Source organism: Chitinibacter sp. GC72 (genome assembly GCF_009760905.1).
GTDB lineage: Bacteria > Pseudomonadota > Gammaproteobacteria > Burkholderiales > Chitinibacteraceae > Chitinibacter.
This window is the reverse complement of sequence record NZ_VIRW01000006.1, coordinates 120,017-134,505: the sequence shown is the minus strand read 5'-3', so window position 1 is coordinate 134,505 and position 14,489 is coordinate 120,017. Positions and strand designations below refer to the sequence as shown.

The following is a 14,489-nucleotide window of genomic DNA, read 5'->3' as shown; positions in this document are numbered from 1 at the left end:
TCTTAAAATTGATATGAAATGCGTTTTTGATTCAACGTGATTTTTTTGAATTTTCTAAGTAAGTTGAATATTTCTTCCGGTTTTAGGTCGGGTTTCTTTTTTAAATATCTTGAATTTATGAAGTTAATTAAGGTGGTTTCAGTCCTTGGCCTTTTTAACTTATCTACAGTGGCTAGCATCTCGAGTAAATGAACTAGAACTTCATTATTGGAGAGGGCTTTGCTCGATACAGTTGGAGATGGCGCTATACTTGTAACCATTGGGGTTACTTTAGTTTCAATAGCTATTGGGTCTGGATTTTGATTCGAGATTTTGATTGATGTTGAGACGGGCTCTTGTAAGTTTTTAGTTAGATTCGGAATGCTTTTCACTCTCTCACAGTAATGACCCTGACTCAAAATGTGTTTAATCAGCACATCATAATCGCTATCTCCTGACGCAATAAATATCTTGCATTCTGTCGATGTGCTTTCTTTGGATGCAATAAAATAGCCAAGATAGTAAGCAATGTGGAAATCGAGTGAATTTCTGCCTGAACCTCCCATTTGAATCCACTCAACAGCTTTTCCAAGTTTTTGTGTTTTCTTTACAATGTCAAAACTAATTTTTGTTTGAGCATGTCCTACAAAAATAACAACCATGTCGTTATTAGGATCAATCTCTTCGTACGCGAGGTCTTGAAGGTTTTCAAAATCAACAAAATATAGTTTGTTCATTGAATTGGGCCGCTTTGGGTTTTAAAGGCTTTTGCCATCAAAAACATTTACAGGAATAACAAGGGAGTCTACATCTTCTAGACAACCAATATTCGCGCGGTAATATCCCGGTTTGCGTAGCGTTTGATGAAATGGATAAATCCCGCACACCTTGCAGAAATAATGCTTGGCCACGCCGCTACCAAATTGATAGGCGCTCAATTGATCCGCACCCGATTCAATCACCAATTCTTCCGGTGAATAAATATGTGGTGTCATTAGCGCACCTTTGCGCAGGCAGAGGGAGCAGTTGCAACGCACGCCCGAGGTGATTTCGGGCGAGCTGATGCGAAATTTGACTGAGCCACAGTGGCAGCTGCCGCGGTAGGTGCGTGGCGTGTCCATTACTTGGCGAGGCCCTGCGTGAAAGCAACTAGCGCGTCGAGTTTGGCTTTGGCGGCTCCGCTGGCCAGTGCTTCGTGCGCGGCGTTGATGCCGTCTTCCAGCGTCACGGCCAGATTCGCGGCGTAAATCGCTGCGCCGGCATTCAGCAGTACGATATCGCGGCATGGGCCAGTCAGCGAGCCGTTCAAGATGCCTTCAATAATCGCTTTGGATTCGGCCGCATTGCTGGCTTGTAGCGTTTTGATGTCGGCCAGCTCAAAGCCTAATTCGCGCGGATCGAATTCGTATTCAACAATCTCGCCGTCTTTCAATTCGGCAATCATCGTTGGTGTGCTGATCGAGATTTCGTCCATGCCGTCTTTGCCATGTACGATGAGTATGTGCTTGGAGCCCAATTGCTTCAAGACTCGCGCCTGTATACCCACCAGATCGGGGTGGAATACGCCCATCACTTGATTATCAGCGCCGGCCGGATTGGTCAGCGGCCCAAGGATATTGAAAATCGTACGCACGCCCAGCTCTTTACGCACCGGCGCGACGTATTTCATTGCGCTGTGATGGTTGGGCGCAAACATAAAACCCAGACCCACTTCGTCGATACACTGGCCGACTTGTTCGGCAGATAGATTGAGATTGACGCCAAAAGCTTCGAGCACATCGGCCGAGCCTGAGCTAGACGACACTGAACGGCCGCCATGTTTGGCCACTTTCGCGCCCGCCGCGGCGGCAACAAAAGCCGAGCACGTTGAAATATTAAACGTATGCGCGCCATCGCCGCCGGTGCCACAGGTGTCCACCAAATGGCAGCGATCTTGCACGGCGACTTTGGTCGAAAATTCGCGCATCACCGTGGCGGCGGCGGCAATTTCCGACACGCTTTCCACCTTGGTGCGCAGCCCGATCAATAGCGCGGCGGTTTGCGCCTGCGTCATTTCACCCGACATAATCTGGCGCATCAGGTGCAGCATTTCGTCGTAAAACAGCTCGTTATTGTCGATGAGGCGGTTCAGTGCGGCTTGGACGGTAATCATTGCTTATCCCAGTTTTATTTTTGACGGTAAGTAACTGGACAAAAGTTTCCACGCAAGGCACAAAGCCGAAGATCAGTACAAGTCGTACGGCGAGGCGAAGTAACGAAGCGTGAGAATTTTTGGTTTATTACTTACGTAAAGAAGATGCCTACCCAAGGTTGGCTGGCAGCTGGCTTTACGCCCATTCCTTCAGGAAATTATCGAGCATTTTGTGGCCGTGTTCGGTCAGGATGGATTCGGGGTGAAACTGTACGCCCTCGATCGCCAGTGTCTTGTGGCGCACGCCCATGATTTCACCGTCCTCGGTCCATGCGGTGACTTCAAGGCAATCAGGTAGCGACTCACGCTCGATGGCCAGCGAGTGATAGCGCGTTACGGTAACCGGGGAGGGTATGTCCTTGAACATGCCGGTATTGTTATGGATGACGGGCGATACTTTGCCGTGCATCAGGGTTTTGGCGTGCAATACCGTGCCGCCAAAAGCTTCACCAATCGACTGATGCCCCAGGCAAACGCCCATGATCGGCAGTTTGCCTGCAAAATGCTTGATGGCTGGAACAGAAATACCGGCTTCCAGTGGCGAGCAAGGGCCCGGGGAAATAACCAGATATTTCGGCTTGAGCGCTTCGATCTGCTCAAGTGTGATTTCATCGTTGCGGTGGACATGAACGTCCTGACCCAGCTCACCAAAATATTGCACCAGATTGTAGGTGAACGAGTCGTAGTTATCGATCATCAAGAGCATTTATAGTCTCCAGCCCTTGATTTTGTTGGGCTTGCCTTTGTTGTTTGGTAAATGTTACACGGTTTGTTACACGGTTTTCCGTTCGCTGGCGTATAGTGCGGCGCAGTGCGAACAAGGTTTTTTTAAGCATCCTACCAAGTTTGGGGGCAAAAAAAAACCCAGCCATGTGGCTGGGGTTTTGGGGTGTGGGTTTTCATTGATTTGGTGGTGAAAGTTTGGCGAGCGCTTGATTTACAGTCTCTGCGTTCCAGCGTGAGGTTTTGCCGATTTTGGTCGGGGCTGGAAATTTGCCATCTCTGATCCATTGATAGAGGGCTGATTTGCTGACTTGCAGCGCGCTAAGGATGTCGTGTAGGGTTAAAAATGTCGGCATTTTGGGGCTCCTGCACCGTGTAACGTTGCACGGTTGATTCTAAATAATCGGTTGTTCATTCTGCAGCGTTGGTTTAGCTACTTGGCTGGATTGCTAACCATTCCGAGGTGTTGCTCGGTGCATCACGCAACATGGCCGTTTCCCTGTTCTGGCTGTTGTTTCGGTGCTCCGTTTGATTTGTACTCACGGCCGATGCGCTTACCCTCTGCTACTAGCCACTTCCCAAGTTCGCGTAATTCCTTTGGCGTAATACGATCCATTGAATCGAATTCAACCGATACAAAACGCCAAGGCTCGCGGGTTTCTTCTTTGGTCTTTTCACTAACCATCAGCCTAACTTGCAAAGTTTCGTGATATTTTTCTTCTCGGACATAAGCCATCATTCTTTCCCCTGCGCTGGCTGCGGTGCTGCTGCGAGCATGGCTTTCCATTCGGCGTCAGGTCTTACACCGTAGCCGTCGTCTGTTTGCTCAAAGGCGTCATTGAACGCAGCTACCATCTCGTCATTTACTTTCTTCGGCACAAGTTGCCACCCATCCGGCACTGCTGGCTTGAGTGCGGCGCGGGTGTATTTGATAACGTGCGGCACAGGTTTGTCATCGCTCCAGCTAACTTCTTCTAATGTTTTGAAGTCAGCATTAAGAACGTCATCGTCATCGTCTTCGCCAAGACATAGGAAAATATCTTTTGGCGCTGTGCGAACAACATTTGGCAGATCGCGCTCGTCTACTGGCGCTTGCTGTGCCATCAAATCACGCGCTGCGTTAGCATCGTCACGGCCTTTTGCGTAGGCATTATTCAGGAGCTTTTGCAGTTCTTCACCCGTTGGCGCTTGCTGTGGGGCGGTGTAGAGCTTGTAATGCCTGTTGGGGACTGAATCAAAATCATGGTTGATGTAAACAAACTCGCCGTTAAACAAAGTGCCGACCGGATTGCTGGCTGGCTGCGCTCCGGTAAGTAGCGAAAGTTGATCGTGAGCAATTTCCAGTTCGCGGTTTGTCCGAGAAACCTGCGCGCGTAGTGATATGTTTTCTTCATCAAGGCGGCGCAGTTCTTTTGCGGCATCAATGGCCCATACTTCATGATTTGTTTCGAGCCACGTTTTGATTACATCGTGCTTTTCTGCTAATTGAATCGCTTTTGTTTTATCGCTCATTTCTCAATATCTCCCCTTGGCCTGGTGCACTCGGCGGTTTTCGGTGTTGCTTTGGCGCATGTACGGTTGGTAGCCGCCGATGTCTTCGATTTTGCGCATGATCTCGATGCGACTGGGGCCGTAGCTTTCGAAGTGGTCGAGCTGGTGGCGGTCGCGGGCTGGCTCGATGCTGTGGTTGAATTTCGGTTTTAATACGCTGCCGTCGCCTTGCTGCTTGGCGGCTTTGCGGCGCGACGCGCTGCGCTCAGTGCGCCCTACGGTGGCGGCTTTTTCGGTTTTGGCTTTTTCGGTTTTGGCTTTTTCGGTTTTGGCTTTGACCATTTTGTTGGCATCAGCAATATGGTTTTCGGCTTCGGGTTTGCGGCCGCGTTTTTTGGGTGCGGCCTTGACGATAGTGGGTTTTGCTTGGGTGATGCGCACGGGTGGTGGGTTGGTTGTGAAGTCGAATTCGGGCAGGGTGTGCGTCTTGCGTAGACGAATCACCATGCCTTTGCCGATGCCGGTTTGCTCGATCAGTTCTACCATGCCGTAGTCGATGGCGACATCGCGAAAACGGGTGAAGTTGCTGTAGTGTTCGCCCACCGTGGCGCGATGCGTGTGGCTGTGGATCTCGTCGGCAATGATGGCGTTGAGTACGTTTTGCACGCGTGCGACGCTAGCGAGGCATTTTTTGGCGAGGTTGGCTGGGCGAGTGAGTTTCATGGCTTGGCCTCCGCATTGGCGATGGCGGCTTTAATCTGTCGCATCACGGCGCCCTCAAATGGCACGGCAGTCTCAATTAGTTCTTTGGCCTGAATCAGCGCAGCTAGCAGCTCATCACGTTGGCGCTGCAATTCGACACGCGAAGCAAAAACATTGCCACTAAATGGCGACCAGCCATTTTCTACGCAGTATTCGATGTCATCGATATTGCATTCGGCTAGCGCATTGACGCATGCCACGATGCGGCGGGCATTGGCTTTAAACATTTCGTGGTACTTGGCGCTACCCTTTTTGCCTTCGTAGTGAACCGAAGCAATGGCCTGCCTCCCCGAAAAGCATGGTTTTCCATCGATGGTGAAATTTGAGTAAATACCTAGGAATGGGCCGTGCGGTCTTTCGGATAGGAGCCATGGCTCTTTTGTGTGTTGCCCGCTCATCACGCCGCCCTCCGTGCCTTGTAGCCGAATGTCGCTTTATTTAGCGCGTCGCCTACGTGCTCATACAGATCGTTGATGCTGCCGATGTTGATGATGTCCACGTCGATCCAGTTGAGGGCGATACCGGCCTCGGTTTTGTCCGCTTGAACGGCTGCGAGGTTAGGGCGCTGGATGCGCCAGAGGTGGGCTTTGTAGTCCACGCTGAGCTGCTCGGCTTCTTTATCAAGACGCACATCGCTGATCACCACATGGCTGTCGAGCTCGGCGATTTTGTTGGCCATTTCGATCAGGAAATAATCTTCACCGAATACGCTGCGGCGGTAGTCGCCCCATTGCTGCATGATCCAGCGCGGGCTGCGTGGGGTGGCGGATTCGAGGTACCAAGCGGCTTCGTTACCATCGCTGAGTTTGTCCAGGATGTAGCGCACAAAGCGGCTATCTTGGCAGCGGCTAATCTCTAGCGGTACTTGGGGTATTTCTTTCTGTGCCCGATTAATCAAGAGTTCTGGCTTGATACCCCAAGCGTGGGCGATTTCTTCGCGCAGCTTGTCGGCGTAGGCGATTTTGACGAAATTGTGGTTGGCTACCAAAAAATCAGCGACGGTGTCTTTGCCCGCGCCAGCCTGGCCGTGTAGGCCGATGATCAGTTGTGTCATGTTGTTAGCACCAGATAATGATGGATTGTTGGCTGGCAGATAGCTCGGCTTGTAACCAGCAAGCTGTTGTCATGGCGGTAAAAAAATCGCTCTCGATGGCGCGTTTTACTGGGTTGCATTTGGGCAGTTTTTCGCGCAAAAACTCGCAATCCATCAGGCGTTCTTCGTTGTGCCGCTTGAATTTAATTGCTGAGTGTGCGTACTCGGCCTGCTCTAATTCGCTGCGGAAATGTCGGCGCCGCAAGGGGTGAATGTCAGTGCTTGGCCGCACCAGTTCTAGGCGTGTATTCATTTAGTCAATGCCTGTTCAATGATTAAAAAAGCGATCCCGCCTAGCGTCCACAGCACGCCGCCGAGCATGTATTTGGCGAAGTCGATCAAGATGGCGCGGTTCATGCCGGCACCAGCACGGTTTTGCTGGCGAGGTATTCATCGCCGCGAATTGAGGTAATGCGCCAGCCTTTGGCGTGCCAGATATTCAAAATGCTGAAATCGTCCGTGGTGTCGATCACGGTGGTTTGAATGGTGTGAAGCATGTCGGCCTCCTTGATTGAGCTCACTTCGCATAGCGTCCTGCGGGCAGGGCGCTATACGCTGGGAGCTGTTAGAACGCTTTACCGGCTAGGATCGGGAAGCCGCTGCCGGTTTTGATTTCGCCTACGATGTCTTCGCTGGCTTTTTTCAGCACTTTGTCGGTGCGCACCAGCTCATACCAGAAGGTCAATTTGCCATCGCGAATGCGGTACTTAATACGGGCATCGATGCGGTAGGCCACGATCTGGTCTGACTCGGTCAGTGGCTGGGCAAAGACTGGAATTCCGATGGCAAAGCGCTCGAAGATGCTCATTTTCTGGCGCGTGGCATCGTCTTCTTGATCGACAAACTCGAATTGGATGCCGCCCGATTGCAAGCGACTATGGCTCTTGAAGCGTTTTTCGCTGGTGGCTTCAAAATTCAGCGCCATTTCCATGAGCTGGCTGGCGGTTGGTAGGCCTTCGAGCTCGGCGATTTCGGTCAGATTGTCTTCAAGGAAGCTGGCAAAGTCGTTTTGCGACATGGCTTGCTTGTTGTTGCCCACCCAGCGATTCCACTCCACTGATTTTTTCGGGCTGAATTTGGCGATGTGGTCGCGCCATGCCGGGCTGTCGATGTCGGCTTGGTGGTCGTTCAGCAGAGCGGTGAATTCGACCTTGCCCGCTTCGTAGTCGGCTTCGAGGTAGATGCGGGTGCGGTGCGCTTCGCCGTGTTCTTTCAGGTACCAGTTAAAGCTCTCGGTATCGGCCAGCGTAACCGTGCCGGTTTTGCGTAGCGGCGCGGCTAGTTTGCTTTCAAAGTCGGGGTATTCTGCTTTGTAGCCAGTTGGCACAAAGACTACAGGGCGATACCCCTGCCCGTAGCTATCGAGCTCGATGTTTTCTTGGAAGGGTTTTTGCGCTGCTTTCAGTAGCTGTTCAACGCTGCAGGGCTGATTGATCAAAGCGGCTTCGATGTGTTCTGACATGGTGTGTCCTTAGGCTTGTTTCAGTTGGGTAACTTGGATGGGTAGATCACGCACGGTGGTTGGGCTGGTGTCCACCTGGCGCAGATCCAGCTGGCGTTGCGTTGGGTCGGTGGCCAGCATGTCGCCTTCGGGCGTACCAAACATGATCGACTCGCGGCGTGGCAGGCTTGGCTTGCTGGTTTTGATGTCGTAGCCCACATTCAGCGCGCCGGATTGGCGGCCTGCCGGTTTGACGGTGAGCTTGAGGGTAATGCTGCCGCCTTTTTTGCTGTCGATCAGGCTGATGGCGGTATTGAGCTCGCGAATGGCTTCGCCAAGGTCTTCGACCAATTCGCCGCCCGCGATGTCGCGTAGGGTGTCTGTTGCTGAACGTGCCATTTCTGGCCTCCTTGGGTTGGTGTTTCTAGGTTTGGGTGGCGATTGCCCTGCTAAACTGTTGAAGTCTTTACCGAGACTTTCATTCAACTGATTAACAAGGAATCGCCGTGGAAAAAGTGTTTATTGGTAGTGCGTTGCAAGATTTTCTGGATCAGGCGCAGCAGCAGGGGCGTGAATCGAGGCCGTGGGGTGGTGTTCTAGCGATGTTTCCCCGTGAGCTGTCGGATCAAGCGCTAATGCAGCAACTAAATCAGCATGCTTCGCAAAGCGGCCTGAAAGTTCGGGTTTACGATGCCGAGGGGCGAACGTGGGTTGAGCTGACCCGAATGTGAGCCATACTTCTTCTCCCTGGCGCAATAGCAGCTCGATCACCAGCATGATTTGCAGTTCGTCGGATAGGCCAAAGCGGCTCGCCAAGCTAAACATTTGTTGGCAAGCGTGCAGCATCTGCTCGGGCGTTGATTCGCTGCTGATGGCTAAAAAAGGCTGATTGCTATCCATTTCCCGCATCCCACCCGCCAAGGCGGGTTTTTTATTGGGCGCAGCGGTTGGGTTTGCTTTGGAGAGTGGCCGTCACCCGTTACGGCACCGCTGCGCGTTGGGGTGATGGGGTTAATATAGCCACGTCTATCTTTTTGGTCAATAGAAAAATATAGGTATGGTTATTTTATTTTGATTGGGCGTAAAAAAACCGCCCGAAGGCGGTTGGGGTGATCGTGGTCGTAAGGACTTATGCGGTCTGGCGCTTGAAGTTTTCATCGTTGCAGGCGTGTTCTAAGGCATCACGCAACAGGCCGCTGATACGGTGTAGGTGTTCAGGCTTGTCCAAATTGATGTGCCCGTTGCTGGCTAGATTAAGCCCGGCGCGGTTGATTTCGTTTTTCTGGCTTTCCGATATGTCAAAAGGCAGGCTGATGGTGGGTTGCTTTTTGTCTCCGTAATAGCGCAGCAGCCAGCGGTTGGTTTTACCTTGATAGAGCAGGGTGAAATAGCTCTCAGTGTCTTTGGCCTGAACGTCATGCTCGTCACCTAAGATTTCTTGCGCGATGTTGTGCAGGCGGCGTTCAGCTGCGGTGGTGATGATGCGCGAATTGTCTGGATGAACCCAGTCGCCATCTTCACTCTTGGCGTTGGTGGGTGGCTCGGCGGCAATCGGTGCTTGGCTGATTTCGGCGCTGGGGCTGGATAATCCTGTGAGCACCATTTCGCTCACAGCTCTCTCGACGGCTTGGCGAACCAGTGGGGTGATTGAATCAATGAAGCGCTGATTGAATTGACGTTGGATATTGGCTTTGGTGGCGATGTAGCGCACGAATTCGGCGTCTACTTCGCGTAGGCTGCTGCTGATGGCGGCTTTGAATGCGGTTAGGTAAATGCTTTCTTCCGCGAGGGTGCGCAGCGCATCGGGCTGGAATTGGTCGTGGCGAAAGCGAGCCAGCTGCTGGGTTTCTTCAATCTCACCCGATGAAAAATCAACGGTCAGAAAGGGTTTTTCATCCATCACGTTTTTGTTGTTCAGGTCGGTAAAGAAGCGCCATTCTTGCCCGTTGGTGAGTGCGGCTACAGCAACTTCGGGGGTGGCGTTGAAATAACGCGCCAGCTGGGGGGCGTGATTGCTGAGTTTTTCGGTAAAGGCTTTGGCCTCAATAAACATGACGGGTACACCTTGGCAAAACAAAGCGTAATCAACGCGCTCATTGTTTTTTGCACCCGGGAAATCTGCAGCGTATTCTGCTTTGACCTTGGTAGGGTCGTAGGGGCTAAAGCCCAGGATGTCGAGCAGGGGTAGGATCAATGCTTGTTTGGTGGTTTCTTCGCTATTGCAGTGTGATCCGACATTATTGACGTGCTGGATGTGCGTTTTGATGCGCTGGGTAAAGTTTTCCATGCTTTTACTCTCCAAAGTAAGCCTTTAGAAATTTACACGCATGGCAGGGAAAAGCAAAATTGAAGGGGTGGAGTGTGGCGGGTGTATATGCAAGAAAAAACCCGCCGTGGCGGGTTAGTTTGTTTAGCCGCGTGGAAGGCTACGCCAATGGGTGCATACTTGCTCCCATTGACCATAGCGATAACGCGAGTAAGTGCGAACATGAACCAATTTTGGACCCATGGTGGCAACTCCTTTTATCAAAGGTTGCCGACACTATTACTCTGGACATTCTGTCCTAATTGGTATACTTTAGTAGTTCTCTACGTTACTAAGGTTTTCCAATTTTCCAGATGTTGCTGGAGGTCGGAGATCCAACACTAGGAATAAATTCCTAGCCATAAAGAACCGATAAGTCTGCAAACTTATCGGTTCTTTTTCTTTTGCCTGATCATGGCTGAACTTAGGCTAATTCCGCATTTTGCTGCAATTTCAGCGGCTGTTTTCATTTTGGCAATGATATGATCTGGTGCAAGTAGCTGACCCGCAAATTCATCGGCTTGCCACTCGCTATTTTCATAAATCTTCATTACTAAATTTGAATTGGAGCGCGCTAATCCAATATTTTTATGAAGAACTAGATGACCAAGCTCATGAGCCAAAGTGAATCGGGCTCTTGGGTCGCCATCAACTGCCTTTTCGTAGACGTCCTCTCTGATGCAAACTACCCCTGAGTCAGGGTAGGTTAAGCCTTCATTTTCCCCCATTTCATCTATGGGCAAAACTTGAAAGCCTTCTGCGACCAAAAGCTCTAGGGCTTCTACGATTGGAAATTTGATTACACCATTTACTTTGCATCCAGTACGAAGCGCTTCAACAATTGACGCTATGCTGTCACAGCTTTGTGCTGGCACCTTAATGCCGTGGTGCATATTTCTTACTCTCCTTTCTTAAGTAATTCCAAAAGTTTTCTAAACGCTTCATCGTCCAGGCTTGCTGCTTTGCGAGCAAATACCGCAACAGTTTCTCTAGCAATGTCGCTGGCTTCTTTTGGGACTTGAACTTTAAACTCTGGTTTGGACATTTCAGCTAGATTTTTTAGTTTTTTTTGTTCGCTATCGTCAAGCTGGTATTCGGCTGCGATTTCGCCAATCCAGCTGTCTGGTACTGCTTTTTTACCCATTTCCACAGCGCTTAGATAAGAGGACGTAACTTTCAAACTATCGGCCATACTTTTTAGTAGCTTCCCATGGTCGATGCGTAATTTACGCAAGTATTTTCCAAACGGGGTAAGCATAATGTGACTCCTTGTCGTAAAAACAGTGAAAAGTAAACTTCCCACGCTTGCAATCTTAACAATTACAAAAATATAAGTCAACCATATTTGGTTGATTATTGTTCGTTAAAAAAACCCACCGAGGCGGGTTGGTGTTTGGGCTAAGGCAGGATGATTATTGGGGTCTAAGGATGTCCCCAGTGATCATGTTAAAGTAAATGGTATCAGTCCATTCCACATGTGCGTGGCCAGTAGCCCAGAAGATGTGCGTTGGATCGCTTATGGTTGGCGTGCCTTCTTCATTGTGGATCGTAAAATAAGGGCTGCTTAGGCGGCCGATCCGCAGTGCACGGACAAATTGCATTTTTTTGGCCTGCTCTGGCGGCATTGATATTTGTACGGGCTCAGTGCCGCACGGTCGATAAGTTTCATTTTCAGCCAGTATTTTTTCGGTGGCGTAGATGGTTTTGATTTTCTTCTTTACCCCAAAGCTGTTTTGCCCGGTGTAGGTTTTGCCATTTTTCTCGCTGTAGCCGTTGGGAAGAGTGATCCCACAGCCGGTGCCTCTGGCTTTGTCCTGCTCAATGCTGAGCGTAAGTAGCTCGCGGTCTGCATCGTAGGATTGCTCAGCATAGTAGGCGATGGCGAATTGATTGCCCACAGTGAGGTCGCCACATATCTTTATCTTCCCTAGTTTTTCGTTATAGGCTTCAAGACGGGATTCAAAATCGGCTGTTTTTTCGTACTCATCTTTTTGCAGTGGTGTGGCTTTTGAAAGTGCTTGTGCCGCGCCATAAATGCAGCTGGGGTCGTTGCCGGCTGTTTGCGCTGAGGTTAATTTGGTGGTGTCTGGCTGGATGTTTATGACGCCTTGAAAAAAAGTGGCGCGGGTCTTTTTCGGTTTGGCGGCGAGGGCGCTGGCCGCGACACAGCAAAGGATAGGGATCAGGATGATTTTTTTGAACATGGTGTTACTCTCCAAAGTAAGCAAGGAGAAATTTACACCCGGTAAAGAAATAAGGGAATTTTGCTGGGCTGGGTCGGGATAATGGGCGACACTGATGTGTAGACGCTTATCCTGTCTTTTTCTTTTGTTCGCGCTGGTGTTTGGCGTAGGCCATTTCAGCTTGGAGTTTCATCTGGCTCTCGCGGCGCAGCTGAATGCGCAGCTTAACTTTGGGCCATTCAATTTCTGCAAATTGGGGTGATATTTTTTCGTGCTGGGTAACTGCCTCCAGAACGTCAATGCGGTATTGCTGAAAGCAATACAGCCCATATTTGGAGTTGGCAAGGTCGCGTAAATAATGAGCGTCATGGTGCGCGTCAGAAGGTGACATGGCTAGGCGCTGGGTAAAGTATTTTTTTGCTACCTCAAGTGCCATTCTTGCTTGCTCTACGCCGTTGGAGTCCCGCTTGCTTGGGATCTGCGCAAGATTGGCAATGCGGCTGGTCAGGCAGTCGAGCGGGTGCATGATCCAGATGGTGCCCAGCTCCGGAAAGTCGCAGGGGATAGATCGGGCGCGCAATTTTTTGATGTCGAGGCCGCAGACGGTCTTTAGAAAATCAAGGCGCAGCTTGCCGCCATTCACCGAATCAAAAACCGATGTTGCGCAGCAAGGATCGGGATTGCTTAGTCCAGCTTCGGTGAGCGTGACGTTTAGTCGCCGGGTTAATGCTCTGGCATCTTCCAGATTGCTTAAAAAATCGACGTCATGGGTCAGTAAATAGGGGTTTTTTGATGCTGATCCATCAATGCCGTAATAAAACATCCAAATGACCAACGACTGGCCGCCCACCAGCACCTGCTTGGTTTTATTATCAACATCGGCGGGGGTATATGCGTCAAATAGCCGCTTTAAATCATCTTTGGTGAATGTAGCGTATTGATCTTCTGGGGTGTTTATCGGGTTTTCGGCCACGCCAAAACCTTCATGTGTTGCACCGCTTCAAACGAAAATAGGCAGGCGCGCTCAATTGAAGCTGCAACAGAGGGGTTGTTTTTTGTTTGAGCAACAGAAACCGGCGCTAACTTTTGATGTGCGCCTTGAGCCACGACGGGGTGGTAAGCGTTTCTCATGTCAGTGCTCCTCAAGATTTCTGTGCAAACTAGTAGGCGTAAAAAAATGCGAGAAATGCTCGCGTTACTGCCTTGCTTTATTAGATCGACTAAATGAACCAAAACTTTATGTTCAAGTTATCACTAATTATACACAGAACTATCAACAGAAAGTAAGCAGTATGTTGCGGTAATTGCTTACAGCCCACCTCCGCGCCACACTACGCGGCCGATGATTTGCAGCTCATGCTGGGGTGGTACTGTGATGTCGGGGTAGGCGGCTTTGTTGGCGTTGTCGCTGCGCAGCAAGAGCAGGCCGAATTCTTTGGATAGCCGTTTGATGATGACTTCATCATCCATCATGATGGCGTAGACCTCGCCGGTGCGGGCGGGGTGCGGAGCCTGGTCGATCAACACTACGTCGCCATCGTGGATCGTTGGGCTCATGCTGTCGCCTGTGGCATAAATGACGCAGGCCTGATGTTCGTTGATGCCCAGCCGATCCAGCCAGCTGCGTTTGAAGGTGAGCCCGCCCACCACTTCAACGTGATCATTGTAATGGCCGTTGCCGCACGCGCCCTTGGTGCTGTACTGGGGTATCAGTGCGTAATCTTCTTTGGATGGGGCGCGCGGATACATACCCTCACTTTCTTGGTTTTCTTGAGGGCGCATTTCGCCCTGTCCAGTTGCTAGCCATTCTGGATTTACCTCGAGCGCCTTGGCCGCTCTTAGGAGATTCGCGCCTTCAATTCGCTTGGTTTTCCCGCTTAGCCACGCCGCGACGGATGGCTGCTTAATACCAATTCGATTTGCTAGGTCTTTTTGAGTAATCCCTGTCTTGCTGAGAAGAAGGGAGATTCGTTCTTGTAGTGTGCTCATATAGGCAAGGCTATCGCATTGAAAGATAGATATGGCTTGCGCGTTTATAATAGACACGGCTATACTCCCCTTCATGAAAAAAGAGACCGTAATTGCTCATTTTGGTGGGCAGCGAAAAACAGCTGAGGCGCTTGGCGTAAAACAGCCAACTGTTTGTGCTTGGCCTGATTTGTTGCCGTACTCAGTGCTTGGTCGTATTGCGGTGCATCAGCCTATCGCATGGCGCTTGCTGTGTGCAGGTGTTGATTGGGCTTACCTGCGCGGCACCGCTAAGAATTCCACCGAGTAGCCCTCCCACAGGCCGCTCTTTCACCCGTCTGAACACGGGTGCT

Annotated in this window: 22 protein-coding genes and 1 pseudogene; 2 read left to right on the top strand and 21 right to left on the bottom strand. The window is 50.6% G+C overall.

Annotated elements, in window-relative coordinates:
- Positions 1-2 precede the first annotated feature (2 nt).
- From FLS37_RS07960 to FLS37_RS07895, 14 genes are all read right to left on the bottom strand, one after another.
- A complete protein-coding gene (locus FLS37_RS07960; protein ID WP_157669332.1) occupies positions 3-716 on the bottom strand; it encodes a PIN domain-containing protein in 714 nt (237 codons plus the stop codon).
- 21 nt (positions 717-737) lie between these two features.
- Positions 738-1,100, bottom strand: coding sequence for a GFA family protein (locus FLS37_RS07955; RefSeq protein WP_157669331.1), 363 nt, complete (start codon positions 1,098-1,100; stop codon positions 738-740).
- Positions 1,100-2,131, bottom strand: coding sequence for an anthranilate phosphoribosyltransferase (gene trpD / locus FLS37_RS07950; protein WP_157669330.1), 1,032 nt, complete (start codon positions 2,129-2,131; stop codon positions 1,100-1,102). The genes FLS37_RS07955 and trpD overlap by 1 nt, the downstream gene beginning before the upstream one ends.
- A gap of 175 nt (positions 2,132-2,306) precedes the next feature.
- Positions 2,307-2,876, bottom strand: coding sequence for an aminodeoxychorismate/anthranilate synthase component II (locus FLS37_RS07945; protein WP_157669329.1), 570 nt, complete (start codon positions 2,874-2,876; stop codon positions 2,307-2,309).
- A 193-nt stretch (positions 2,877-3,069) separates the two neighbouring features.
- A complete protein-coding gene (locus tag FLS37_RS07940) occupies positions 3,070-3,249 on the bottom strand; it encodes an AlpA family transcriptional regulator (protein ID WP_157669328.1) in 180 nt (59 codons plus the stop codon).
- A gap of 122 nt (positions 3,250-3,371) precedes the next feature.
- A complete protein-coding gene (locus FLS37_RS07935) occupies positions 3,372-3,632 on the bottom strand; it encodes a hypothetical protein (protein WP_157669327.1) in 261 nt (86 codons plus the stop codon).
- On the bottom strand, positions 3,629-4,405 hold the full coding sequence (locus FLS37_RS07930) for a hypothetical protein (RefSeq protein ID WP_157669326.1): 777 nt from the start codon (positions 4,403-4,405) through the stop codon (positions 3,629-3,631). The genes FLS37_RS07935 and FLS37_RS07930 overlap by 4 nt, the downstream gene beginning before the upstream one ends.
- Before the next feature lie 3 nt (positions 4,406-4,408).
- Positions 4,409-5,107 carry a hypothetical protein gene (locus FLS37_RS07925; RefSeq protein ID WP_157669325.1) on the bottom strand — a complete coding sequence of 233 codons (699 nt, stop codon included), beginning with the start codon at positions 5,105-5,107 and terminating at the stop codon, positions 4,409-4,411.
- On the bottom strand, positions 5,104-5,373 hold the full coding sequence (locus tag FLS37_RS07920; RefSeq protein WP_157669324.1) for a hypothetical protein: 270 nt from the start codon (positions 5,371-5,373) through the stop codon (positions 5,104-5,106). Before FLS37_RS07920 ends, FLS37_RS07925 begins: the two co-directional genes overlap by 4 nt.
- A gap of 170 nt (positions 5,374-5,543) precedes the next feature.
- Positions 5,544-6,200 (bottom strand): hypothetical protein, encoded by a 657-nt coding sequence (locus FLS37_RS07915; protein ID WP_157669323.1) that lies wholly within the window; start codon positions 6,198-6,200, stop codon positions 5,544-5,546.
- 4 nt (positions 6,201-6,204) lie between these two features.
- Positions 6,205-6,492, bottom strand: coding sequence for a hypothetical protein (locus FLS37_RS07910; protein WP_157669322.1), 288 nt, complete (start codon positions 6,490-6,492; stop codon positions 6,205-6,207).
- A gap of 100 nt (positions 6,493-6,592) precedes the next feature.
- Positions 6,593-6,736, bottom strand: a complete 144-nt coding sequence (locus FLS37_RS07905; protein ID WP_157669321.1) for a hypothetical protein — start codon at positions 6,734-6,736, stop codon at positions 6,593-6,595.
- A gap of 68 nt (positions 6,737-6,804) precedes the next feature.
- Positions 6,805-7,701, bottom strand: a complete 897-nt coding sequence (locus FLS37_RS07900; RefSeq protein WP_157669320.1) for a DUF2303 family protein — start codon at positions 7,699-7,701, stop codon at positions 6,805-6,807.
- A 9-nt stretch (positions 7,702-7,710) separates the two neighbouring features.
- On the bottom strand, positions 7,711-8,079 hold the full coding sequence (locus FLS37_RS07895; protein WP_157669319.1) for a hypothetical protein: 369 nt from the start codon (positions 8,077-8,079) through the stop codon (positions 7,711-7,713).
- A gap of 107 nt (positions 8,080-8,186) precedes the next feature.
- Between FLS37_RS07895 and FLS37_RS07890 the strand changes: the two genes are divergently transcribed.
- The gene (locus FLS37_RS07890) at positions 8,187-8,411 is read left to right on the top strand and encodes a hypothetical protein (RefSeq protein ID WP_157669318.1); all 225 of its coding nucleotides are present in this window, start codon (positions 8,187-8,189) and stop codon (positions 8,409-8,411) included.
- A gap of 398 nt (positions 8,412-8,809) precedes the next feature.
- Here the strand turns inward: FLS37_RS07890 and FLS37_RS07885 are convergent, their stop codons facing one another.
- The 7 genes and pseudogenes from FLS37_RS07885 to FLS37_RS17150 all read right to left on the bottom strand — a co-directional run.
- Positions 8,810-9,967: a type I restriction endonuclease gene (locus FLS37_RS07885; RefSeq protein WP_157669317.1), complete on the bottom strand. Its 1,158-nt coding sequence runs from the start codon at positions 9,965-9,967 to the stop codon at positions 8,810-8,812.
- Between the two features lie 404 nt (positions 9,968-10,371).
- Entirely contained in the window at positions 10,372-10,878 is a 507-nt protein-coding gene (locus tag FLS37_RS07880; RefSeq protein ID WP_157669316.1) for an ImmA/IrrE family metallo-endopeptidase, read from the bottom strand.
- Positions 10,879-10,883: 5 nt separating this feature from the next.
- Complete coding sequence (locus FLS37_RS07875; RefSeq protein ID WP_157669315.1) at positions 10,884-11,243, bottom strand: XRE family transcriptional regulator; 360 nt, start codon at positions 11,241-11,243, stop codon at positions 10,884-10,886.
- A 154-nt stretch (positions 11,244-11,397) separates the two neighbouring features.
- A complete protein-coding gene (locus FLS37_RS07870) occupies positions 11,398-12,189 on the bottom strand; it encodes a hypothetical protein (RefSeq protein WP_157669314.1) in 792 nt (263 codons plus the stop codon).
- A gap of 106 nt (positions 12,190-12,295) precedes the next feature.
- On the bottom strand, positions 12,296-13,141 hold the full coding sequence (locus FLS37_RS07865) for a hypothetical protein (protein ID WP_157669313.1): 846 nt from the start codon (positions 13,139-13,141) through the stop codon (positions 12,296-12,298).
- A 335-nt stretch (positions 13,142-13,476) separates the two neighbouring features.
- On the bottom strand, positions 13,477-13,950 hold the full coding sequence (locus FLS37_RS07860; RefSeq protein WP_232522540.1) for a S24 family peptidase: 474 nt from the start codon (positions 13,948-13,950) through the stop codon (positions 13,477-13,479).
- Positions 13,951-13,962: 12 nt separating this feature from the next.
- A pseudogene (locus FLS37_RS17150) lies at positions 13,963-14,157 on the bottom strand (helix-turn-helix domain-containing protein); the annotation flags it as partial.
- Positions 14,158-14,188: 31 nt separating this feature from the next.
- Between FLS37_RS17150 and FLS37_RS17145 the strand changes: the two are divergent.
- Positions 14,189-14,446: a Cro/CI family transcriptional regulator gene (locus tag FLS37_RS17145; protein WP_198314535.1), complete on the top strand. Its 258-nt coding sequence runs from the start codon at positions 14,189-14,191 to the stop codon at positions 14,444-14,446.
- Positions 14,447-14,489: the final 43 nt, after the last annotated feature.